20 protein-coding genes, 1 tRNA gene and 1 pseudogene are annotated in these 22,134 nt (G+C 73.9%); 12 read left to right on the forward strand and 10 right to left on the reverse strand.

Annotation, left to right across the window (positions count from 1 at the left end; all coding sequences use genetic code 11):
* Nucleotides 1-102: 102 nt before the first annotated feature.
* Both ABZ079_RS01135 and ABZ079_RS01140 read right to left on the reverse strand, forming a co-directional pair.
* Entirely contained in the window at nucleotides 103-1,506 is a 1,404-nt protein-coding gene (locus tag ABZ079_RS01135) for a HAMP domain-containing sensor histidine kinase (RefSeq protein WP_356937265.1), read from the reverse strand.
* The gene (locus ABZ079_RS01140; RefSeq protein WP_356937266.1) at nucleotides 1,503-2,222 is read right to left on the reverse strand and encodes a response regulator transcription factor; all 720 of its coding nucleotides are present in this window, start codon (nucleotides 2,220-2,222) and stop codon (nucleotides 1,503-1,505) included. The genes ABZ079_RS01135 and ABZ079_RS01140 overlap by 4 nt, the downstream gene beginning before the upstream one ends.
* A 99-nt stretch (nucleotides 2,223-2,321) precedes the next feature.
* Between ABZ079_RS01140 and ABZ079_RS01145 the strand changes: the two genes are divergently transcribed.
* A complete protein-coding gene (locus ABZ079_RS01145; protein WP_356937267.1) occupies nucleotides 2,322-2,831 on the forward strand; it encodes a hypothetical protein in 510 nt (169 codons plus the stop codon).
* Nucleotides 2,832-2,844: 13 nt separating this feature from the next.
* Here the strand turns inward: ABZ079_RS01145 and ABZ079_RS01150 are convergent, their stop codons facing one another.
* Nucleotides 2,845-3,714 carry a fused MFS/spermidine synthase gene (locus ABZ079_RS01150; protein ID WP_356937268.1) on the reverse strand — a complete coding sequence of 290 codons (870 nt, stop codon included), beginning with the start codon at nucleotides 3,712-3,714 and terminating at the stop codon, nucleotides 2,845-2,847.
* A 34-nt stretch (nucleotides 3,715-3,748) separates the two neighbouring features.
* The gene (locus tag ABZ079_RS01155) at nucleotides 3,749-4,162 is read right to left on the reverse strand and encodes a hypothetical protein (protein WP_356937269.1); all 414 of its coding nucleotides are present in this window, start codon (nucleotides 4,160-4,162) and stop codon (nucleotides 3,749-3,751) included.
* A gap of 265 nt (nucleotides 4,163-4,427) precedes the next feature.
* Here ABZ079_RS01155 and ABZ079_RS01160 point away from each other — a divergent pair, with 265 nt between their 5' ends.
* Nucleotides 4,428-5,972 (forward strand): hypothetical protein, encoded by a 1,545-nt coding sequence (locus ABZ079_RS01160; protein ID WP_356937270.1) that lies wholly within the window; start codon nucleotides 4,428-4,430, stop codon nucleotides 5,970-5,972.
* 118 nt (nucleotides 5,973-6,090) lie between these two features.
* On the opposite strand, the gene ABZ079_RS01165 is transcribed toward ABZ079_RS01160, so the two are convergent.
* A complete protein-coding gene (locus ABZ079_RS01165; RefSeq protein ID WP_356937271.1) occupies nucleotides 6,091-6,687 on the reverse strand; it encodes a histidine phosphatase family protein in 597 nt (198 codons plus the stop codon).
* 239 nt (nucleotides 6,688-6,926) lie between these two features.
* On the opposite strand from ABZ079_RS01165, the gene ABZ079_RS01170 reads away from it, so the two are divergent.
* From ABZ079_RS01170 to ABZ079_RS01200, 7 genes are all read left to right on the forward strand, one after another.
* Entirely contained in the window at nucleotides 6,927-7,871 is a 945-nt protein-coding gene (locus ABZ079_RS01170) for a phosphatase PAP2 family protein (RefSeq protein WP_356937272.1), read from the forward strand.
* Between the two features lies 1 nt (nucleotide 7,872).
* On the forward strand, nucleotides 7,873-8,991 hold the full coding sequence (locus ABZ079_RS01175) for a hypothetical protein (RefSeq protein WP_356937641.1): 1,119 nt from the start codon (nucleotides 7,873-7,875) through the stop codon (nucleotides 8,989-8,991).
* On the forward strand, nucleotides 8,982-10,577 hold the full coding sequence (locus ABZ079_RS01180; protein ID WP_356937273.1) for a hypothetical protein: 1,596 nt from the start codon (nucleotides 8,982-8,984) through the stop codon (nucleotides 10,575-10,577). Before ABZ079_RS01175 ends, ABZ079_RS01180 begins: the two co-directional genes overlap by 10 nt.
* Complete coding sequence (locus ABZ079_RS01185; RefSeq protein WP_356937274.1) at nucleotides 10,574-11,911, forward strand: AAA domain-containing protein; 1,338 nt, start codon at nucleotides 10,574-10,576, stop codon at nucleotides 11,909-11,911. Before ABZ079_RS01180 ends, ABZ079_RS01185 begins: the two co-directional genes overlap by 4 nt.
* A gap of 253 nt (nucleotides 11,912-12,164) precedes the next feature.
* Nucleotides 12,165-12,533 carry a hypothetical protein gene (locus ABZ079_RS01190; RefSeq protein ID WP_356937275.1) on the forward strand — a complete coding sequence of 123 codons (369 nt, stop codon included), beginning with the start codon at nucleotides 12,165-12,167 and terminating at the stop codon, nucleotides 12,531-12,533.
* 281 nt (nucleotides 12,534-12,814) lie between these two features.
* Nucleotides 12,815-13,384: a bifunctional DNA primase/polymerase gene (locus ABZ079_RS01195; RefSeq protein ID WP_356937276.1), complete on the forward strand. Its 570-nt coding sequence runs from the start codon at nucleotides 12,815-12,817 to the stop codon at nucleotides 13,382-13,384.
* A tRNA-Lys gene (locus ABZ079_RS01200) sits at nucleotides 13,375-13,448 on the forward strand. The genes ABZ079_RS01195 and ABZ079_RS01200 overlap by 10 nt, the downstream gene beginning before the upstream one ends.
* Nucleotides 13,449-13,526: 78 nt before the next feature.
* On the opposite strand, the gene ABZ079_RS01205 is transcribed toward ABZ079_RS01200, so the two are convergent.
* The gene (locus ABZ079_RS01205) at nucleotides 13,527-14,780 is read right to left on the reverse strand and encodes a M6 family metalloprotease domain-containing protein (RefSeq protein ID WP_356937277.1); all 1,254 of its coding nucleotides are present in this window, start codon (nucleotides 14,778-14,780) and stop codon (nucleotides 13,527-13,529) included.
* Between the two features lie 326 nt (nucleotides 14,781-15,106).
* On the opposite strand from ABZ079_RS01205, the gene ABZ079_RS01210 reads away from it, so the two are divergent.
* Nucleotides 15,107-16,912, forward strand: a complete 1,806-nt coding sequence (locus ABZ079_RS01210; protein WP_356937278.1) for a bifunctional diguanylate cyclase/phosphodiesterase — start codon at nucleotides 15,107-15,109, stop codon at nucleotides 16,910-16,912.
* On the opposite strand, the gene ABZ079_RS01215 is transcribed toward ABZ079_RS01210, so the two are convergent.
* From ABZ079_RS01215 to ABZ079_RS01225, 3 genes are all read right to left on the reverse strand, one after another.
* On the reverse strand, nucleotides 16,891-18,024 hold the full coding sequence (locus ABZ079_RS01215; RefSeq protein WP_356937279.1) for an LLM class flavin-dependent oxidoreductase: 1,134 nt from the start codon (nucleotides 18,022-18,024) through the stop codon (nucleotides 16,891-16,893). The genes ABZ079_RS01210 and ABZ079_RS01215 overlap by 22 nt on opposite strands.
* Before the next feature lie 68 nt (nucleotides 18,025-18,092).
* Entirely contained in the window at nucleotides 18,093-18,824 is a 732-nt protein-coding gene (locus ABZ079_RS01220; RefSeq protein WP_356937280.1) for a decarboxylase, read from the reverse strand.
* Complete coding sequence (locus ABZ079_RS01225; RefSeq protein ID WP_356937642.1) at nucleotides 18,821-19,192, reverse strand: hypothetical protein; 372 nt, start codon at nucleotides 19,190-19,192, stop codon at nucleotides 18,821-18,823. The genes ABZ079_RS01220 and ABZ079_RS01225 overlap by 4 nt, the downstream gene beginning before the upstream one ends.
* A 127-nt stretch (nucleotides 19,193-19,319) precedes the next feature.
* Here ABZ079_RS01225 and ABZ079_RS01230 point away from each other — a divergent pair, with 127 nt between their 5' ends.
* The gene (locus ABZ079_RS01230; RefSeq protein ID WP_356937281.1) at nucleotides 19,320-20,273 is read left to right on the forward strand and encodes a D-2-hydroxyacid dehydrogenase; all 954 of its coding nucleotides are present in this window, start codon (nucleotides 19,320-19,322) and stop codon (nucleotides 20,271-20,273) included.
* Between the two features lie 15 nt (nucleotides 20,274-20,288).
* Nucleotides 20,289-21,674, forward strand: a complete 1,386-nt coding sequence (locus ABZ079_RS01235; protein WP_356937282.1) for an amidase — start codon at nucleotides 20,289-20,291, stop codon at nucleotides 21,672-21,674.
* Here ABZ079_RS01235 and ABZ079_RS01240 read toward each other — a convergent pair.
* Nucleotides 21,655-22,097, reverse strand: a pseudogene (locus ABZ079_RS01240) (DUF3830 family protein). The gene ABZ079_RS01235 and the pseudogene ABZ079_RS01240 overlap by 20 nt on opposite strands.
* Nucleotides 22,098-22,134: the final 37 nt, after the last annotated feature.

Below are 22,134 nucleotides of genomic sequence, written 5' to 3' on the forward strand. Positions count from 1 at the left end.
TGCCTTCGCTGTTCACGGGGGGTGAGGTGCGGCAGCACGCTAGCGATGCGGAATCGGACAATCGGCTTGATAGGGACGGCCGTTGCCGACCTTAGGGTTCGCTTAAGGAAGCGATCGGGACCGGTTAAAGGTAGAGACCAATTTGCCCGATCGTCGCCTGCGTACGGCCCCCCGGTGTCCCCGCCCCACCGGCTTGCGCCCGTCCAGCTGGAACCAGATCCGCACCTCGGTGCCGCCCAGGACCGAGCCGCCGATGCGGACGTCACCGCCGGTGGACTCGGCGAGCCGGCGGACGATGTCGAGGCCGAGGCCGGTCGAGCCGGTGTTCCCGGAGCCGCGGCCGCGGGCCATCGCCGCGTCCGGGTCGGGTATGCCGGGGCCCGCGTCGGAGACCAGCATGATCACCGCGTCCTCGCCGTTGTGCACGTCGACCGCGAAGGCGGTGCCCTCGTCGGTGTGCCGGAAGACGTTGCCGAGCAGGGCGTCGAGCGCGGCGGCCAGGTCGGCGCGGGCCACGGGTATGCGCACCGGGCGGTCGACGCCGGCCACCCGCCACTTGCGGCCCTCGTCCTCGGCGAGCGCCGACCAGAACTCCATGCGCTCACGGACCACCGCGGCCGCGTCGCATCCGGCGCCGGGGCCGGCCACGGCCGTCTGCGGTTTGGCCTCCCGCGCCGTACGGATGATGGTGTCCACCTCACCCTCCAGCTGGGCGACGGCGGCCCGGGTCTGCTCGGCGGCGGGTCCGGCGCCGAGGGAGGCCGCGTTCAGCCGGAGGACGGTGAGCGGGGTGCGCAGCCGGTGGGAGAGGTCGGCCGCCAGCTCCCTTTCGCTGGCGAGGAGTTGGACCACCTGGTCCGCCATGGAGTTGAACGCGACCGCCGCCAGCCGCAGTTCCGTCGGACCCTCCTCCGGCACCCGGGCGCCCAGCCGGCCCTCACCCAGCTCGTGCGCGCCCTCGACCAGCCGCTGGGCCGGCCGCACCATGCGCACCCCGAGCCGGTCGGCGACGGCGACCGAGCCGACGATCAGCGCGAGGCCGACGGCCGCGAGCACGGCCCAGGCGGTGCCGACGCCGTTGGTCACCTCGGACTCGGGGACGTACACCTCGACGACCGCGATGGAACCGGAGCCGAGCGCGACCGGCTGCAGCAGCGTGGAGCCGCCGGCGACGGTGGACGTGGAGGCGCGACCGAGCTTGCGCACGGCCTGGATGTCGCGGTCGGCGGCGCGCTGCCGGCCGAGCTCGAGCGCGGCCCGGCCACCGTCGGCCGGCAGGTGCACCGCCATTCCGGAGTCCGCACCGGCGGAGGCCACCACCCGCTCCAGTTCGTCCCGGTCGGTGGTGATGGACAGCGCGGGCGCGACCGCGGCGGCCTCCCGCTCGGCGCCCGCGAACGCGCGGTCGCGGGCCATCTCCTCGACGACCAGGCCGAGCGGGACGGCGAAGGCGGCCACGACCATCGTGGTGACCGCCAGGCAGACCTTGACCAGGGCCCATCTCATCGCGGTGGCGTCCCTTCCCCCTCGGCGGGCGCGGGCGGCTCCAGCTTCACGCCGACGCCGCGCAGGGTGTGCAGATAGCGCGGCCGGGCCGCGGTCTCCCCCAGCTTGCGGCGCAGCCAGGACAGATGGACGTCGATGGTCTGGTCGTCGCCGTAGGACTGCTGCCAGACCTCTGCGAGGAGCTCCTTGCGCGGGACGACGACGCCGGGGCGGCCGGCCAGGAAGGCCAGCAGGTCGAACTCGCGACGGGTCAGGTCCAGCCGGACGCCGTCCAGTTCGGCCTGGCGGCGCAGCGGGTCGACGGTCAGCCCGCCGACGCGGAGCACGGACGAGGGCGGGGCCTCCGCGGCGCCGGAGCGGGCCCGGCGCAGCACGGCCGCGATACGGGCGGAGAGGTGCTCGACGGAGAAGGGCTTGGTGAGATAGTCGTCCGCGCCGGCGTTCAGCAGCCGGACGACCTCCGCCTCGTCGTCCCGGGCGGTGGCGATGATGACCGGCACGTCGGTGATGCCGCGCAGCATCTTCAGGGCCTCGGAGCCGTCCAGGTCGGGCAGTCCGAGGTCCAGGATGACCAGGTCGAAACGGAAATGGGCGACCTCGCGCAGCGCCTCCAGTGCCGTACCGACGCTGCGCACGGTGTGCGAGGCGTCGGTCAGGTGCCGGATGAGCGCCGAGCGTACGAACTGGTCGTCCTCGACCACGAGCACACTTGCCATGCGCGGCACCGTACGCCATGCGGGCAACACCGGGCGGGCGCCTGTGGACGACCCGGGTCATGTGCGCACGGCGGTACCCCTGAGGCAGTATGGCCCGTGATGCGCAGAGGACTCGTACACGTACTGGCATGGCTGCTCGCGACGGGAGCGGCGGTCACGCTGTCGTGGTGGGGCGTGCACACGGTGATGGCGGGGACGGCGTACGACCCGCCGCGCGCCCTGCCGGTCGCGGCGGCCGACGCGACGACAGGGAAGGCGAAGTCGGCGTCGAAGGCGCCGTCTCCCTCGCCGACCCCGTCGGAGCGCCCGTCATCGCCGGCACCCACATCCTCGCGGACCCCGGCCCGCACCCACAGCCCCTCCCCCAGCGCCTCCGCCCCGGCGTCCGGTCGCGTCAAGGCCTACGACACCGATGGCGGCCGGGCGGTGTTCGAGCTGGGCACCTCCAGCGCGACGCTCGTCTCGGCGACGCCGGGGGCCGGCTGGTCGATGCAGCTGTGGAAGACGGAGGCGTGGATCCGGGTGGAGTTCAGCAGGGGCGCGGACCGGGTGTCGGTGTTCTGCACCTGGCACGACGGCCCGCCGCGGGTGGAGGTCGGGAACTACTGACCGGGGCCGGTGCTCAGCGGAACACCGAGGGCGGCGGGGCCGGGGAGGCCACCGCCGCCTCGTCCGTCACGGGGAGCGCGCCGCCGGTGAAGTCGGTGAGCGGCCTGCCGTGTTCGACCCGGCCGGGGTGCGGGTCGGAGGCTGCCCGGCGGGTGAGTTCGGCGAGGGGCAGCGGCAGGTCGGAGGCGACCAGGATGGCGTTGCCGAAGCGCTTGCCGCGCAGCACGGCCGCGTCGGCGAGGAGCGCGAGTTCGCCGAAGCGGGCGGCGGCGGTGGCGATCTGGCCCCGGAGGTGGGCGAGCGGCGGGCCGTCGGCGAGATTGGCGGCGTAGACGCCGGACGGTTTCAGGGCGCGGCGGACCTCGTCCAGGAACTCCACGGACGTGAGGTGGGCCGGGGTGCGGGCGTCGCTGAAAACGTCGGCGATGACCAGATCGGCCCAGCCGTCCGGCACCTTGCCCAGCCCCGCGCGGGCGTCCGCCGACCGCACCCGGATCCGCGCGTTCGGGTCCAGGGGCAGCTCTCTGCGGACCAGTTGGACCAGACCCGCGTCGCGTTCGACGACCTGCTGGGTGGAGCGGGGCCGGGTCGCGGCGACGTACCGGGCGAGGGTGAAGGCGCCACCGCCGAGGTGCACGGCGTGCACGGGCTTGCCGGGCGGGGTGGCGAGGTCGATGACATGGCCGAGGCGGCGCTGGTACTCGAAGGAGAGGTACGCGGGGTCGTCCAGGTCGACGTGCGACTGCGGCGCCCCGTCGATCAGCAGGGTCCAGGCCCGGCCGCGGTCGGGGTCGGGTACGAGCTGCGCGAGCCCGCCGTCGACCGCCTCCTCGACGGCTTCGACGGCGGCCGACCTGCGCCGTGTGTTCCTCGACCTGCCCATCGGTCCAGTCTCGCAGGTGAGCCGGGCAGGCGCGTCACCGGCAGTTGTCGGCCGCCTCGATCATCCGGGCCGCCTCTCCGAGGGCCCGGCGCAGCACCACCGGGTCGGTGGCGAGGTCGGCCTCGCCGGGCGGCAGCAGCCAGTCGGAGCCTTCCACCGGGGGCCCGGGGTTCAGGCGCAGCCCGCGGCCGTTCGTCTCGGTGCAGGTGCTGCCCGGCACGTCCCAGCAGGCCGCCGTGCCGGCCGGCACCAGGAAGCCGAGGGTGTCGCAGCCGCCGTCGTGCAGGACGGGCCCCACCGCGTCCACGGCTCCGCGCCGCAGGATGTCGACCGCCTCCAGCCCCTGCCTGGCCGGCACCGTCACGAGGTCGCATCCCGTGTCGCCTCCCGGCGACGGGGGTGCCGACGACGGCGGCGTACAAGGTTCGTTGCCCTGGCTGGTCTCCATGCCGGCCTCCACCACACAGCCCTGTTGCGGTCCATGGAGTCCAACGCGCGAGCGCGTCAACGGCTACGGCACAAGTGCGCCGCAAAGGATGGCACTTCATGGCAGATCGTGGAGGAGATATCCGGTTTGTAGCCAAACACAGCGTGGCGGGCCCTTCACAGCAGGTACGTTCATGCCCGCCGGAACCAGGGCGTCGCTCGGACAACTCATCCCGAATCGCCCCGGCACCGGCATGGTTCGACGGTTCGCACGAGAGGACCCGGCCATGGCGTCGTCAACCGTGACCTCGTCACAGCCCGAACGGCCATCCCAGCCGAACCTCGCCTTCCGGCAACTGCGCGGCAGGCGTTCACCGGCCGAGTTCGCGGCGCTCGTACGGCGTGCCGCGCGCGAGATCGGTGAGCGGGTGAGCTGTGACGCGCGCTACGTCGGCCGGGTCGAGGCGGGCGAGATCCGCTGCCCCAACTACGCGTACGAGCGGGTGTTCTTGCACATGTTCCCCGGCCATACGCTCACCGACCTCGGTTTCTCCCCCCGTTCGGCCGTCCGCGGACGTGCGGCGCGCCCCGCTGCGGACGCACCCGAGGCCGCCGGGGACCTCGCCGCCGGTGAGACGCGGGAGACAGCCGAGAGCAGCGGGACCGTTGAGACGAGGGGGGCGTTCGAGCCGTATGACACGCACGACCCGCACGACCCGCACGACCCGCAGGACCCGCAGGACCCGCAGGACCCGCAGGACCCGTACCAGCCGCACGAGCCGTGCGCGGAAGACCACCTGAACCACGAGGAGAGCGACGTGCTGCGTCGCGCATTCATGACCGGCGGAGGCGCCACGGTGGCCGCCGCCACGCTGGGCCCGCTGGGGCTCACCACGGACGCTGCGGCCGTGGCCCGGCCCCCGCGCCGGCCCGGAACGTCCGAGGCGGCCGCCCTGGAGGAGGCCGTCCGCCGCATCCGGCTGCTCGACGACCGGCACGGCGCGGACGGCCTCTACCGGCGCGCGGCGGCCCCGCTGCGTGCGGCCTACGCGCTGCTGGACGCCGGCGCGACCCGGCAGACCACCGCCGAGCGGCTGCACGCGGGCGCCGGTGAACTCGCCATCTCCGTCGGCTGGCTGGCCCACGACTCAGGCCGGTTCGACGACGCCCGCTCGCACTACGCGGAGGCGCTGGCCACCGCCCGGATGACCGGCGATCCGGCACTGGAGGCGCACGCCTTCTGCAACACCGCGTTCCTGGCCCGGGACGCCGGCCGCCCCCGGGAAGCGGTCCGGGCCGCGCAGGCCGCCCAGCGCGCCGCCCGCCCCCTGGGCTCCGCGCGCCTGATGTCCCTGCTGGCGCTGCGCGAGGCGGGCGGCTGGGCGGGGCTCGCCGACCGCACCGGCTGCGAACAGGCGCTGGTCCGGGCGCAGGCCCTCTTCGGGCGGGGCCACTCGGACGCCGACCCCGAGTGGATGAGCTTCTACGGCGAGGCCGAGCTGGAGGGGCTGGAGGCGCAGTGCTGGTCCACGCTGGGCGACTGGCGGCGCGCGTCGCGGCACGCACGCCGCGCGGCCCGTCTGCAGGATCCGCACTTCACGCGCAACATCGCGCTCTACACCGCGGAACTGGCCGACGACCTCGCCCGCGAGGGGCGTCCCGACGAGGCGGCCGAGGCGGGGCTGCGCGTGCTGACGCTGCTGGACCAGGTCCAGTCCTCCCGCGTCCAGACGATGCTGGCGGGCACGGCGAGGGTTCTGCTGCCGCACCGGCGGGCTTCGGGGGTGTCGGAGTTCCTGGAGCGGCATGCCTCATCGCCGAGGCGGGTGTAGCCGGCCGCTGCCGGTTCGGGGCGGGGTGCGTGCAGTCGCCGGTCCGCGGGCCGTCTGTCGCCGAACGCGCGGGTCCCCGCGCCCCTCCGGGCGCTCCGCGGCGGCACAGGGCACCGGCTCAGGACACCAGGTGCCCCACGTCGTTCCAGCTCTCGATCGCCGGTTCCCCGTACGCCCAGCCGAGCACGGACAGTGACGTCGGGTTCAGGCGTATACGGGCCGCGAAGTCCAGCGGCAGTCCAAGCCAGCGTGCGCCGATCGACCGCAGGATGTGCCCGTGGGCGAAGACCAGTACGTCCCGGTCGGCCGAGCGCGCCCAGTCGACCACCTCGTCCGCGCGCGCGGTGACCTCGGCGAGGCTCTCCCCCTCAGGGACACCGTCCCGCCAGATCAGCCATCCTGGCCGGACGTCCTGGATCTCGGCCGGGGTCATGCCCTCGTACGCGCCGTAGTCCCACTCCATGAGCGTGTCCCACGCGGTGGCACGCTCACCGAAGCCGGCGAGTTCACACGTCTCACGCGCGCGGGACAGCGGACTCGTCCGCACCTCCGCCTCGGCCAGGCCGTCCAGCGGAGCGCGATGCAGCCGCTCGCCGAGCAGCTTGGCCCCGCGCCGGCCCTCCTCCAGCAGCGGCACGTCCGTCCTGCCGGTGTGCTTGCCGGACAGCGACCATGCCGTCTGTCCGTGCCGGGCCAGCAGGATGCGCGGTGCCATGGGAGACCTTTCCGGAAGAGGGACGCCACACGGACGCCACGAAGACAGGGGGGACGGGGTGCCTCCATCATCGCTCACACCGGTACGGGGCAACCCGGCGGGCGATCTCGACGTCTTCGAGGACTGAGCCGCCCACGCGGGCGAAACGGGAGCGCCCTCATGGGTGATCCAGGGACACCGTAAAGTGGCACGGTCGCCCGCCGGGGCGCGCCGCACAGCAGAAGGGGGAGGGCGATCGGATGCCGCAGACCGAGACACCGGGCACCGAGGTGACCGCCCGTCCCCGGTTGCGCTGGTGGACCGAACTGCCGCTGATCCTTCTGGTCTACGGCTGCTACTCGGCCGGCCGCCTCCTCGCGCGCGGTGACGTCACCGGCGCCGTGGACCACGGCCTGGCGATCCTGCGCATCGAGAAGCTGCTGTACCTGAACGCCGAGCACCCGCTGAACCGGCTGTTCACGCGCGAGCCGTGGCTCGGGGTGCCGGCCGACTTCTGGTACGCCTCGCTGCACTACCTGGTCACGCCCGCCGTGCTCATCTGGCTGTTCCGGGCCCGCGCCGCGCACTACCGGGCGGCCCGCACCTGGCTGATGACGTCCACGTTCATGGGCCTGATCGGCTTCACGCTGCTACCGACCTGCCCGCCCCGCCTGCTCTCGGCCGACCACGGCTTCGTGGACACGATGGCCCACTACAGCTCGTACGGCTGGTGGGGCGGCGAGGCCAGCGCGCCACGCGGCATGGGCGGCATGACCAACCAGTACGCGGCCATGCCCAGCCTGCACGTCGGCTGGGCGCTGTGGTGCGGCGTGATGCTGTGGCGGTACGGCGGCACCCGCCTGGCGAAGGTCTGCGGCGTGGCCTACCCGCTGCTGACCGCGCTCGTGGTCATGGGCACCGCCAACCACTACTTCCTGGACGCGGCCGCGGGCGTCGCCGTGATGGGCGTCGGCCTGCTGCTGGCGCCGCGCGTGCTGCGGGCCGCGGATCTGGTCCGGGCCCGCCTGCCGCGGCGCACCGCACCGGTCCCGAGCGCCACGGGTTCCCCGATTGTCAGTCCCGGATGCCAGACTTCCGCGGGTGAGCGAATTCCACGGCAGCGCGAGTCGCAGTTCGACGCCGGAGGCGCACCGGACGCCTCCCCCGCGGACGCGGGAGAAGGGGCTCCGGCACCGGCTCGCTGAGCTGCGCGGTCCCGACGTACCGGCCAAGGCCCTGGACGCGCGCGCTCTCGCGGCGCTCGCCGCGAACCCCGGGTGCCGCAGGCGGGCGATCCTGGACGGCGCCGGGGTGGACAAGGCGCGCCTGGCCAGCGCGCTGGGCGCGCCGTCGGGCTTCGGGCAGTCGCAGTTCGCGCTGACCCGGGGCAACGCGTTCGAGGCGAAGGTGAAGGCGGACGGCGGCGCGGAGCTGCTGCGGCTGGCGCACGCCCGCCTGGACCCGGGCGCCGTACCGCCGGAAGAGGCCGCCGTACCCGACCTGGCCGCGCAGGGCCCCGAGGGGCGCACGGCCCGTACGGCGCTGGCGCTGCGCGAGGCCACGCGCGCGGGCGGCTGGACGCTGCTGGACCATCCGATGCTGGCTCTGGACGTGGCGGGTTCGCCGGCCTTCCTGGAGCCGGACGCGGTGGTGGTGCACCCGGACGGCAGCTGGTCGGTGGTGGAGATCAAGTCCTTCCCGATGGTCGACGGTTCGGCGGACCCGGCGAAGGTGGGCGCGGCCGCCCGGCAGGCGGCGGTGTACGTGCTCGCACTGGAGGAGGTCGCCGCGCGCCTGAATCCCGCCCCGCGTGTGCGTCACCGGGTGCTGCTGGTGTGCCCCAAGGACTTCACCAACCTGCCCGCGGGCTCCGCCGTGGACGTCCGCAAGCAGCGGGCGGTCACCGCACGCCAGCTGGCCCGGCTCACCCGGATCGAGGAGATCGCCGACTCCCTGCCCGAGGGCACGTGCTTCGCGCCCGACCGGCCCGCCGAGGAGCTGACGGCCGCCGTGGCGGCGGTGCCGGCGACGTACGCGCCCGAGTGTCTGTCCGCCTGCGAACTGGCCTTCCACTGCCGGGAACGCTCGCGCGCGGCCGGTGCCGTCACCCGCCTCGGCCGGCCCCTGCGTGCCGAACTGGGCGGGCTGGCCACGGTCGAGGACGTCCTCGCGGCAGCCCGCGGCGAGAGCGGTGACCCGGACGACCCGGCGGTGGCGGCGCTGCGCCGGGCGGCGGAACTGCGCGCGGAAGCCCTCCGGGCGGCGGCCCTGCGCGCCGAGGCCCCGGGGGACACGGACCGCCCGGAGGTGGCCCCGTGTCCCTGATCACCACCCTGGCCCGCCTCGAGGCCGTAGCCTCCGGCCGGGCCCAGCCCGCCGCGACCGTCCGCCACCGGCATCTGTCCGAGCGCCCGCTGGTGTTCGTGCCGCTCACCACCGCCGGTGAGGCGGGCGCCCCGCTCGGCGCGCTGGTCGGCACCGACCGGGACGCGCCCCGCCTGCTCGCCGTACCGCAGCCCCGCGACCGCGACCTGCGCTTCGCGTTCCTTGCCCAACTGGCCGACGTCGTGCTGCCCTACATCGACGCCCACGCGGAGTCCGTGGAGGCGGCCGAGCGCACCGAGACCGACCCGGAGACCGGCAAGCGGGTCAGGGTCGAGGTCGAGCTGTGCGCGGACGCGCCCCAGCTGATCGTGCCGAGCCGCGCGGGGCTTGACTTCGTGCGGCTGCTCGGCCGTTCGATGCGGTTCCGCCGCACCGCCGAGCAGGACCCGGAGGCGCCGTATCCGGCGCCGCCCCGGGTGCCGCTGCTCGGCCGGTGGCTGACCCACTACGGCGAGCGGGCCCGGGTCCCCGGCTCCTCGCTGCTGCTCGCCCTCACCGAGGTGCTGTCCCATCACTGGGCGACCGGCCAGTCCAGCCTGGAGGACCAGCACCTGGGTGCGCTGCTCGCCTGGATCGACCCACCCGAGGGCACGACCGGCGCCGAGGCCGCCCGGCGGGCCGAGCTGGAGCGGGACCCGGCCGGGCAGTTGCTGTGCCCGCCGGCGGGTCCGGCCACCGACCCGGCGTTCGACAACAAGTTGCTGGCCCCGGCGATCGCGCGCTACGACCGCGCGCGTACCGCCCTCGCCGCCGCCGAGGACCCGCTGGAGGCCGACGACCGGCTCGTCGCGCTCACCACGGCCGAGCGGGAGATCCGCGACCTGGTCGAAAGCCGTACGCGGCCGACCTGGGACGCGGTGTGGCAGGGCCTGGACCTGCTGCGGGCGCTGCCGGAGGGCGCGCGCGTCGAGGAGCGCTGGACCCGGGACCGCTGGTCGTTCACCGGCCACCGTGACCGGGTACTGGCCGGCGAGCCGCCGCAGCCGCGCCGGGACGACGCGGTGACCGCGGCGAACAAACTGGCCACGCGCGAGCGTGAGCAGTCTCGCCTGGAGGCGCAGGAGGCACTGGACGACCCGCTGGTGATGGCGGGGCGGCGGCTGGCCGGTGAGGCGTTCGCGGGCGAGGTGACCGACGTCGTGATGGCGTACAGCGAGGGCAAGCGGCCGAGCCCGCGCCCGCTGGTGACGGTCCGCACGGACGACCGGCCGCATCTGGCGGAGCGCGCGAAGGTGTACCGCTCGCTGGGCGGCAAGCCCCAGTCGGCGGAGTTCGTCCGCCACGAGGCCGCGGACGGGAGCCTGCTGGTGCTGCGGATCACGGACAAGATGGGGCGGGGCAGGGAACCGGAGCCCGGTTCGGTGCCGGAGAAGGGCGACCGGGTCTGTTTCACCCTCTTCGAGCACGAGCAGCGCGGCGGGGCGAAGCTGCCGGACCCGGAGGAGACCCCGTGGACGCACGGCGGCCCGCCGGGCGAGCCCGCGGCGGAAGCCCCGGACACCGTCACCGAGGAGGACGTGCTGTGACGACCGTCGACTTCGACCCCGGAGCCGCTGCCGCCCGCGCCACCGACGCGATCCTGCACGACACCCTGCACGGCACGGAGCGGGGCGTGGTGGTCGACTCCCCGCCAGGCGCCGGCAAGTCGACCCTGGTGGTCCGCGCGGCCCTCGAGCTGGCCGGCGCTGGCCGCCCGCTGATGGTGGTGGCACAGACGAACGCCCAGGTGGACGACCTGGTGCTGCGGCTGGCGGAGAAGGATCCGGACCTGCCGGTGGGCCGTCTGCACAGCAGCGACGCCGACGCGTACGACAAGGCGCTGGACGACCTGCCGCACGTCCGTACGTCGGCGAAGGCGGCCGACCTGAACGGCCTCCCGGTCGTCCTCTCCACGGCCGCGAAGTGGGCGCACGTGAAGGTGGACGAGCCCTGGCGGCACGCGATCGTGGACGAGGCGTACCAGATGCGCTCGGACTCCCTGCTCGCCGTGGCCGGCCTGTTCGAGCGGGCGCTGTTCGTGGGCGACCCGGGGCAGCTGGACCCGTTCGCGATCGTCGGCAGCGAGCAGTGGGCGGGCCTGTCGTACGACCCGTCGGCCTCCGCGGTCACCACCCTTCTGGCCCACAACCCGGGCCTCCCCCAGCACCGCCTCCCCGTCTCCTGGCGCCTGCCCGCTTCCGCGGCACCCCTGGTCTCGGACGCCTTCTACCCGTACACCCCGTTCCGCAGCGGCACCGGTCACGGTGACCGCCGCCTCGCCTTCGCCGTCCCCTCCGACGGCTCCGGCCCGGACCGGGTGATCGACGAGGCGGCGGCGTCCGGCTGGGGCCTGCTGGAGCTGCCCGCCCGGCACACCCCGCGCACGGACCCGGAGGCGGTACGCGCGGTGGCGGCGGTGGTGCGGCGCCTGCTCGACCGAGGGGGCGCGGCGGCCTCGGAGCGCTCCCCGGCGCCCTCCCCCCTCACCGCCGACCGCATCGCCGTCGGCACGGCCCACCGGGACCAGGCGGCGGCGGTCCGCGCGGCCCTGACCGACCTCGGCGTGCCCGATGTGACGGTCGACACCGCGAACCGTCTCCAGGGCCGCGAGTACGACGTCACGGTCGTCCTGCACCCGCTCTCCGGCCGCCCCGACGCCACCGCCTTCCACCTGGAGACCGGCCGCCTGTGCGTCCTGGCCTCCCGCCACCGTCATGCCTGCATCGTGGTCTGCCGGGCCGGCGTGGGTGACCTCCTGGACGACTACCCGTCCACGGAACCGGTCCGGCTGGGAACGCTGGTGAAGTTCCCTGACGGCTGGGAGGCGAACCACGCCGTCCTGGCCCACCTGTCGGAACACCGGGTGAGCTGGCGGCCATGACCGGCATCCAGCAGCCGCCCGACGAGCGCCCGGCCCATCGCCGCCCACTCACCGGACGGAGCCCGGCACGCCGCCGGAGACGGCCGGTGAACACAGCCCCGGCGGCCGGGAGGCGAACCACGCCGTCCTGGCCCACCGGTCGCGACACCGGGTGAGCCGGCGGCCATGACCGCCCCTTGCGCGGGCGCGGGACAATGGACGATGGCCCCCCTGAAGGCGGCGCCCAGCGAACCGTACGAGGAGGAGACAAGACATGGCGGAGCCCACGCCGCGTCGTAACGAACCGCGGCTACGCCCCGCGCCCCTGCTCTTCGAGCCCGCGGAGGCGGCCTCCGATCCCGAGCACTTCTTCGACCTGGAGTCGATCGAGGACCCGCGGGCCCTGCTGGCGCGTGCGACGGAGCTGACCCAGGCGTTCCGCGCGGCCGCCGACCGGGCCGTGGAGTTCCAGGCCATCGCGGCGGCCCAGCTCGCCGACCCGCGCCGGTTCGACCGGCTGACCCCGGCGGACATCGCCGACCGGGCGGAGTGGACCGAGGACTACGCGAAGAAGATGGTCGAGTTCGGGCGGGACCTGATGCGGGGGGACAGCGAGGGACGGACGTCCGCGGACCCCGTCTAGTCTCGGCCCCGTCCCGCCTCGGCCCGGCTGCCCTGGCTCCCGCCCCCGTCCCGCCCCCGTCCGCCGCGGCGCCCGGTGGTCACCGCCGTCGCCCCGTGCGGCACACACCCCGGCACCTGGGACTCCGCCCGTGCGGCTCACGCCCCGGTCCGACGCGCCTCGGCCCGTGCAGCCCCGTCTGGCATATGCCGGGCGGGCAAGATACTCCTCCCGGTGTCCCTCTGTCCCGGTTTTCCGCAACCCAGGGAAACCACGTGCTCACAGCCGGTACATGTAATCGCATGAGCAGTGCACCGAAGGTCACCTGTGCCACCCCCGACGGCCTCGCCTGGCTCGCCTCGGCAGGACCGTATCCACGGAGCACCCTGGCCCTGTGGGAGGAGCGCCCGGACGCCCCGGTCGTCCTGCCCTGCGGCACCGCCTTCGACGTGGTGAGCGCACCCGCGATCTTCGGGCGCCGGATGCTGGACCGCTTGTGGGACGAGGGGCCGGGATCGGGACCGGTCGCGGTGTTCCGGGGCCGCATGCTGCTGTTCGCCGCGCCGGGCACGGCCCAGCGGCTGCCCTCGCTGCTGGCCTGGGAGGAGTGGGGTTCCCACCGGGCGGAGGAGGTGCCGCCCCTGCTGTGCCACGGCACGGGAGACGCGGTGACCGTCCCGGCTCTGACCGGCGGCGACGCCCCCGGCACCTCCCGCTGGCTGGCCGCCCCCGACACCCGGCACCCGTGGCTGCCCGGCCCCGAGGTCGTGCTCTGGGCGGCCGTACGAGCCGCCCGGGCCGCCGTACGGATATCGATTTTTCCTCCCGCCGAACGGGATGCTAAGGTCTACGACGTCAGCAGGCGCCGCTAGCTCAGTTGGTTAGAGCAGCTGACTCTTAATCAGCGGGTCCGGGGTTCGAGTCCCTGGCGGCGCACGCGAAGGAAACGGCGGGTCCGGTTCGAAAGAATCCGGCCCGCCGTTTTCGTATACACCCGGCGTCGCACCGAGCGTCTCAGCCGCCGATCCCCGGCGTGATCTTCACCGTCCACGCCCCCGACGCCGTCCGGTCCTCCACCTCCACCTTCACCCCCTCCCCGGGCACGGTGAAGCTCTCCCCGAGAGGAACCGGAGCGTCGGCCAGGGGCGGATAGACCGAGTTCTCCCAGCAGGCCTCGGTGTGCGGGTGGGCGTCCACGACCTCGACCGGGCCGCCGCCGGACTCGGCGCCGCCCCGGACCCGGTAGACCAGGATGCCCTGCCGGCAGGACGCCCGGTCGTTCCCGGCCGTGCCGCGCGCCTCGAAGGCGAGGGCGCTGTCCGGGCCGGTGCGCACGACGGCCAGCTTCACTCCGTTGCCGAGACCGAAAGCGGGCGCGCCACCCATGCCCCGCACCGGGACGCCCGGACCGGCGGCCAGTGGTTCCAGGGTGAGGCGGGTCGGCTCGGTGCCGCGCACGCACGCCACCTGGCGGGGATCCAGCCAGCCGAGCTTCCACTTGTGCCAGGCGAACAGGTCGGGTGCCAGCCCGAACTGGCTGCCCATCAGATCCCAGTCGCCGACGTAGGTGTCCCAGTCGCCCTTGCCGTCGGCCGGCCGGTGGTAGAGGTCGGGCAGGTCGAACACATGGCCGGTCTCGTGGGCGAGGACCAGCCGGTCCGGCGGATGTTTCTCGAACACGGTGACGACCCGGCGGACGTCCGTGCCGTCCACGTGCACGGGCGTGTCGAGGTTCACGACCTTCGTGGCGTCCGAGTCCACGCCGGGCGCGTCGGGGTCGGCGACGAAGTACACGACCGGATAGCGCGAGAAGTCGACTTCCCTGTCGGCCACGGCGAACGCGTCCCGCAGATAGGCGGCCCGGTCCTCGGCGCTCCAGTCCCGCCTTATGGCGTACGACGTGGACGGACGCGGCATGCGCAGCCAGCGCTTCAGCGGCTGCGGACGCAGCGTCAGCCTGCCGTAGGAGGCCTGTTCGAAGAAGCGGCTGGTGGCCGGGAAATGGTCGGCGGTCAGCTGGGCCGGGGTGGTGTGCGGGGCGGCGTCCGGGAAGGAGAGGTAGACGAGTACCGCGTCGAGCCCGCCGGTCGGGCGGGTGTAGGCGGGGTTCCAGGTGTCCACGCCCTCCGAATGGTGGGCCTCGGTCCGGTGCAGGGCACAGGGGGCCGTCGAGAAGGGCTCGGCGACCGACGGGCCGGTGAGGATCGAGGTCGCGGCGAGCGCCGACAGCGTGGTGCACACGGCGGCGGTGCTGCGCAGCTTGGGCACGGGCTGACCTCCGGATGCGGTTCACGGGACCCGCACCCAGATTGCTGCGCTTTGTTGCGTTATGCCCTGTTCGCCTGCACCAGAAGGGTGAATGCGCCCCACTCGCACGCCGGTGCGCTCCGGCGCCCGACACCCCGAAACATTCACGGAACGTCACAACTGGTCGGGGGCCTAAAGAACCCGTCCAGGTGCGGGCAGAAACGATCTGTCAGAAGCCGTGCTCCATCCGGGAGACTGGACAGCGGCTGGAAGGGCCCGGGGCCAGCCTCTATGATCGGCACACTTTCCGGCACGGACAGGTATCGAGTGCACTGCGGGAGCGAGCGGTGAGCGGAACGTCCGAAGGGCCGACGCCCGCGGCAGACCTCGACCGGTCAGCCGTCACAGACAGTGACCACACCACGTACCACCGTGTCTTCGCGGCCGCCCCGCTCGCCATGGCGGTCGTGGACGCCGAGGGCATCGCCGTCAGCGCCAACTCCGCCTTCGGGGAGCTGCTCGGCACCGATCCGGAGGCGCTCACCGGGCGGGTCGCCGCCGACCTGGTGGACCTGGCCTCGGACGCCCGCACCTGGCACGCCTACCGCGAGGTCCTGCGCGGCCGGCAGGCCAGGCTGCGCTGCACCCGCCGGCTGAAACACCCCGACGGGCACTCGGTGTGGGTGCAGGTCACCGTCACCCCGCTGGCCGGCGGCGGACCCGGCGTCCTCCTCTCGGTCGCCGACGTCAGCGCCCGCCGTGAACTCCAGGCCCAGCTGCGGCACTTGCAGATGCACGACCCGGTGACCCGGCTGCCCAACCGCACCCTGTTCTTCGAGCGGCTCTCGGCCGCGCTGGAGGCGGAGTCGTACGAGCAGAGCGGCACCGGCCGGATCGGCCTGTGCTACCTGGACCTGGACGGGTTCAAGGCGGTCAACGACACCCTCGGCCACCGCGTCGGGGACCGGCTGCTCGCGGCCGCCGCCGAACGCCTGACCCGGGTCGCCGACGAGGCCGGGTACGCCCGCGCGGCGACTCCCCTCGTGGCCCGCCTCGGCGGCGACGAGTTCGCGCTGCTCGTCGAGGACTCCACCGGCACCGAGCAGCTCGCCGACCTCGCCGAGTCGGCGCTGAGGTCCCTGGAGGAACCGTTCGACCTGGCCGGACAGCGGCTGTCGTTGACGGCGTCCATCGGTGTGGTCGAGCGGCATGCGGCGGGTACGACGGCCACGGGTCTGATGCAGGCGGCCGATACGACCCTGTACTGGGCGAAGGCGGACGGCAAGGGCCGCTGGACGCTCTTCGACCCCGAGCGCAACGCGCACCGCATGACCCGTCAGGCCCTCTCCTCCACCCTGCGTCCCGCCATCGAACGCGGTGAGTTCGCCCTGGAGTACCAGCCGTTGGTGGGCATGGAGGACGGACGGCTCAGCGGGGTCGAGGCACTGATCCGCTGGAATCATCCTCAGTTCGGCACACTGACGCCGAATCGGTTCATCGGACTGGCCGAGGAGGACGGTTCGATCGTGCAGCTGGGCCGCTGGGCGCTGAACACCGCCTGCCGGCAGGCACGCCGCTGGCAGCTGGACCATCCCGGCGAGCCGCCCATCTTCGTCAGCGTGAACGTGGCCGTGCGCCAGGTGTGGGACTCCGACCTGGTGGCGGATGTGGCGGAGATCCTCGCCGAGACCGGACTGGCCCCGCATCTGCTCCAGTTGGAGCTGACCGAGTCCGCCGTGATGGGCTCCGGGGGCCGCCCGCTCCAGGCCCTGCAGGCCCTCAGCGACATGGGTGTGCGCATCGCCATCGACGACTTCGGCACCGGCTACTCCAACCTCGCCTACCTGAGCCGCCTGCCGGTGTCGGTCCTGAAGCTGGACGGTTCCTTCGTGCGCGGCTTCCAGTACGAGGGCGACAAGAAGGCCATCGCCCCCAACCCGGCCGACGAGGTGATCGTGGAGGCGATGATCCAGCTGGCGCACCGCCTCGGCCTGACCGTCACCGCGGAGTGCGTGGAGACCTCGGCCCAGGCCACCCGCCTGCGCCGGATCGGCTGCGACACCGGACAGGGCTGGCTGTACTCCCGCCCGGTGTCGCCGGATCGTATCTCCGAGCTGCTGGGGGAACAGACCTACGCGGTCGGCAACCCGTAGGCGTCCGCGATCAACTCGTAGGAGCGCAGCCGCAGTTCGCCGCGATGGGCGTGGGAGGTGAGCATCAGCTCGTCGGCGCCGGTGCGCTTGTGGAGGTCGTCCAGGCCGGTGCGGACCTCGTCGGCCGTGCCGTGCACGATGTTCGCCGTCCAGGAGCCGATGAACTCCTCCTCCATCGGGCTGAACTCGTGCCGCTCGGCTTCCTCCGGGTCCGGGAACAGGCCGGGGCGGCCGGAGCGCAGCCTGAGCATGTTCAGCGCCGTCGCCCGGGTCTGGCGGCGGGCCTCCCGTTCGTCGTCCGTGGCGAGGGCGGAGACGCCGATGAGGGCGTACGGGGCGTCCAGGACCGCGGAGGGGCGGAAGGTCTGCCGGTACAGGTCGAGGGCCGGGATGGTGTTCTGCGCGGAGAAGTGGTGCGCGAAGGCGAACGGCAGGCCCAGCATTCCGGCCAGGCGGGCGCTGAAGCCGGAGGAGCCGAGCAGCCAGACCGGCGGGCGGTGCGGGGACTGCACACCGCCGGGTGCGGTGCCCTGGACCGGGCCCGGGATCGCGTGGATACGGCCGTAGGGGTGCCCGTCGGGGAAGTCGTCGTCCAGGAAGCGGGTCAGTTCCGCGAGCCGCTGCGGGAAGTCGTCGGCGCCCTCGTCGAGGGTGTCGGTACGGCGGAGCGCGGCGGCCGTGGCCCCGTCGGTGCCGGGAGCCCGCCCGAGGCCGAGGTCGATGCGGCCCGGTGCCATGGCCTCCAGCGTGCCGAACTGCTCGGCGATCACCAGCGGGGCGTGGTTGGGCAGCATGACGCCGCCCGAGCCGAGCCGGATGCGGTCGGTGTGGGCGGCGAGGTGGGCGAGGATCACGGCGGGCGAGGAGGAGGCGACGCCGGGCATGGAGTGGTGCTCGGCGACCCAGTACCGGTGGAAGCCGCGGGACTCCGTCAGCCGGGACAGCTCGACGCTGGTGCGCAGGGCGTCGGTGGCGGTGCTGCCCGCACCGACGGTCACCAGATCCAGTACGGAGAGGGGGACGGGGGCGGTCCCGTGCGTCGTGCCCCGGATCTCGTCTGCCGACACGGTGTGGGCCTCCTGTTTGTGGCGTGCGCTGTCCTGCGAGCCCATAACAGGAGGCGGTCTCCGTTTATTCCGGGAGGCGCCGCGAGGCGGAGCCCAGGGGCGCGGCCCCGGTGCTATGCCTGGACCAACGGGTGCCGGGTGAACAGACTCCCCAGTGCGGGCGCGTTCACCCGCCGGTCGGCCAGCCTCAGCCCCTCCCACACGCTCACCTGGTTCGCCGTGAGCACCGGCTTGGACAGCGTCTTCTCCAGCAACTGAAGATGCGCGGCCGTGTGCAAGGCGGTGTCGGGCAGCAGTACCGCCTCCGCGTCGGCGGCGTCCGCCCCCCGCGCCAGCGTGAGCACGTCCTCCTCGCCCCAGGTGCCGGCCTCCGCCGCCGTGACGATCCCGTAGGACCGCACCCCGGTCACCTCCAGCCCCCCGGCCCGCAGGAACTCCGCGAACAGGGCCGCCACGTCCTCCGGGTAGGTCGCCCCGACGGCGACCCGGCGCACCCCGATCTCCCGGGCCGCGTGCACGAAGGCGAACGACGTCGAGGAGGCCGGCATCCCGGCCAGCCGCGCCAGCGTCCGCACCTGGTCCTGGGCGCCCTGCCAGCCGTGCACGAAGCTGCCGCTGGTGCACGCCCACACCACCGTCTCGGCCCCGGCCAGCCGCAGCCCCTCCATGCCCGCGGCGAGCCGTTCCGCGGAGCCCATCTCACGCAGCGCTTCCACCCGGTGCGCGTCCTCACCGATGTCCGTGTGGGCCAGGTCCAACCGGATGTCGCTCCCCAGGAGCTGCTCGATACGTGGATAGTCGTCCTCGGCGGAGTGGCCCGGGTAGAGGAAACCGAGTGCGGTCATGTCCGTCCTTCCTGCGTCTCTTCGGGCGGTACGGGCCTTTCCCGCGCGGCCATGTCCAGCAGCGCCTGACAGGGCCCCATGACTCGGGTACCCAGTCGGCGCAGTGCCGCCCACATCGTGACCTGGTTGGCCGAGAGGACCCGCATGCCCGGTTCGGCCTCCACCGAGGGCAGGGCGCTCTCGTGCTCGCTGACCAGCCGGGCCGGGTCCGGACTCACCCCGGCCGGCACGAACGGGGTCCGGGCCCGAGGCAGCGACACCTCGTCGGGCACCCAGCGCCACAGGTCGCGGCCGAGGACGAAGCCGAAGGGGGCGCCGACTCCCGCCCCGCGCTGGGGGCGGGGGCCGCCGAGAAAGGAGACGTCCATGGCCGGCACCGGTCTCACGCTGGGAGACGAGGGGGCAACGGATCGCCGTCGCGCCCGTGTTGACGACGGGAGGTTCGGGTGCGAGCGTGGTCAATCCGTGCATGTCAGACGCCGGGAGCCGCCCCGCATGACGCCGACCCCGCCCACCCTTCTCGTCCTCGACGCCGATCCGCCGCCCCGGCTCGGCCGCCTCACCGGCCGCGCCCGGATCGTGCACACGGATGCCGCGCACCTGGCCGAGCGGCTGCCCGAGGCGGACGCCCTGCTGGTGTGGGACTTCACCTCGCACGCCGTGCGCGAGGCCTGGCCGGGGGACGGGCCCAGGCCGCGCTGGGTGCACACCGCGAGCGCGGGCGTGGACCATCTGATGTGCCCGGAACTGGCCGCGTCCGACACGGTGGTCACCAACGCGCGCGGGATCTTCGACCAGCCGATCGCCGAGTATGTGGCGGCCCTGGTCCTGGCGGTCGCCAAGGATCTGCCGCGCACGCTGGAGTACCAGCGGGAGCGGACCTGGCGGCACCGGGAGAGCCGGCGGGTGGCGGGCACGCGCGCGTGCGTGGTCGGCTCGGGCCCGATCGGCCGGGCGATCGTCCGCACGCTGAAGGCTCTGGACGTGACGACGGCGCTGGTCGGGCGGGTGCCGCGGACCGGCATCCACGGTCCGGCCGACCTGGACCGGCTGATCTCCCGCGCGGACTGGGTGATCGCGGCGGCTCCGCTGACCGAGCGGACGTACCGCATGTTCGACGCCCACCGCTTCGGGGTGATGCAGCCCTCGGCGTTCTTCGTGAACGTCGGCCGCGGGCAGCTGGTCGACGAGGACGCGCTCGCCGAGGCACTGACCCGGCACTGGATCGCGGGCGCCGCGCTGGACGTGTTCGCCACGGAACCGCTGCCCGGGGACAGCCCGTTGTGGGGGCTGCCGGACCTGATCGTCTCCCCGCACATGAGCGGGGACACGGTCGGCTGGCGGGACGAACTGGGCGCGCAGTTCGTGGAGTTGTACGAGCGGTGGGCGGCGGGCAGATCGCTGGCGAACGTGGTCGACAAGAGGCGTGGTTACGTGCCCGGTCACTGACCCGATGGAGGGTGCATGCAGCTCACCGACCTGACCGCCGTCCAGCTCCTCGACGGTTACCGCAGGGGCGAGTTCAGTCCCGTGGAGGCGACCGTCCAGTGCGTGGAGCGGGCGCGGCAAATCCAGCCGGAGGTGAACGCGTTCGTCCGCCTCACCGAGGAGGACGCGCTCACCCGGGCCCGGGAGTCGGAGGCGCGCTGGCTGCGCGGTGAGCCGGCCGGGCTGCTGGACGGGGTGCCGGTGACGGTGAAGGACCTTCTGCTGCTGCGCGGCCACCCGACCCTGCGCGGCTCCAAGACCATCGCCGGACGGGTGAAATGGGACGAGGACGCGCCCTCGGTGGCCCGGCTGCGCGAGCACGGCGCGGTGTTCCTCGGCAAGACGACGACCCCCGAGTACGGATGGAAGGGGGTCACGGACTCCCCGCTGTCCGGGGTGACCCGCAATCCGTACGACCCGGAGCGCACCGCGGGCGGATCCAGCGGCGGCAGCGCGGCGGCCGTCGCGCTCGGCGCGGGCCCGCTGTCGCTGGGCACGGACGGCGGCGGCAGCATCCGTATCCCGGCCGCGTTCTGCGGGATCTTCGGGCTGAAGCCGACGTACGGCAGGGTGCCCCTGTATCCGGCGAGCGCGTTCGGCACGCTGGCGCACGCGGGCCCGATGACCCGCGACGCGGCCGACGCTGCCCTGCTGCTCGACGTCGTCGGTGCCCCCGACCCGCGCGACTGGTCGGCGCTGCCGCCCGCGCCGTCCTCCTTCACGGAGGGGCTGAGAGCAGGCGTGCGGGGGCTGCGGGTGGCGTACTCGCCGTCCCTGGGCGGGCAGGTGGCGGTCCGGCCGGGGGTGGCGGCGGCGGTGCGGCGGGCGGTGGCCGGGCTCGCGGACCTCGGCGCGTACGTCGAAGAGACCGACCCCGACCTCAGCAACCCGGTGGAGGCGTTCCACACCCTGTGGTTCAGCGGCGCGGCCCGGCTCACCCAGCGGTTCTCGCCGCACCGGCGGCAACTCCTCGACCCCGGCCTGCGGGAGGTCTGCACCGAGGGCGCCGGGTACACCGCGCTGGATTATCTGGCCGCGGTGGACGTCCGCATGGACCTCGGGCGGCGCATGGGGCGCTTCCACGAGACGTACGACCTGCTGGTCACGCCGACGCTGCCGGTGACGGCGTTCGAGGCGGGCGTGGAAGTGCCGAAGGGCTCCGCCTACCGGCGCTGGACCGGGTGGACCCCGTTCACGTACCCGTTCAATCTGACGCAGCAGCCCGCTGCCACCGTTCCGGTCGGGTCGGACGGCGGACTTCCGGTGGGGATGCAGATCGTCGCTGCCCGCCACCGGGACGATCTGGTGCTGCGGGCCGCGCACGCCCTGTACGAAGCCGGCCTCACACTCTCCGGAAGCTGAGCGTCTCCCCCGCCGCCCCCGTGCGCCCCGGGTCGTTGCAGGCCTCGCATGGCGCCGAGGCCGTCGACCACCCGGCCCCGGACGATCCCGGGCACCCGGCCGACGTCCCCGTTGAGCAGCAGGCTGTCGCGCTCGCAGAACAGGCGAGGCCGGCCACGGTGGTGCCGGGGCGGGCCTCGCGGTCGCAGCCGAGGCCTTCGTGCCCGGTCCGGTGCCGGCGAGGGAGAAGTGACAGAGGTCGCCGGGAACAGGGGTGATCGTCGGGGTCTCCGGTGGGGGTTCCGTGGAGGCGAACGCCGGGAAGAGGGCGTGGATCTCGTGGCGCGCGTACGTGACGTGAGGGACGCCACCCGCAGTGCCTCCCCCACCGCGTCGCAGGTCAGGGGCGCGCGGTCGGTCAGCAGACGTGCCGTGGCAGTGCACGTCCCGCCTGCCGGGCGGGACGGTGGCGAATCGATCG

Origin of the sequence: Streptomyces sp. NPDC006314 (assembly GCF_040613075.1) — a bacterium.
GTDB lineage: Bacteria > Actinomycetota > Actinomycetes > Streptomycetales > Streptomycetaceae > Streptomyces.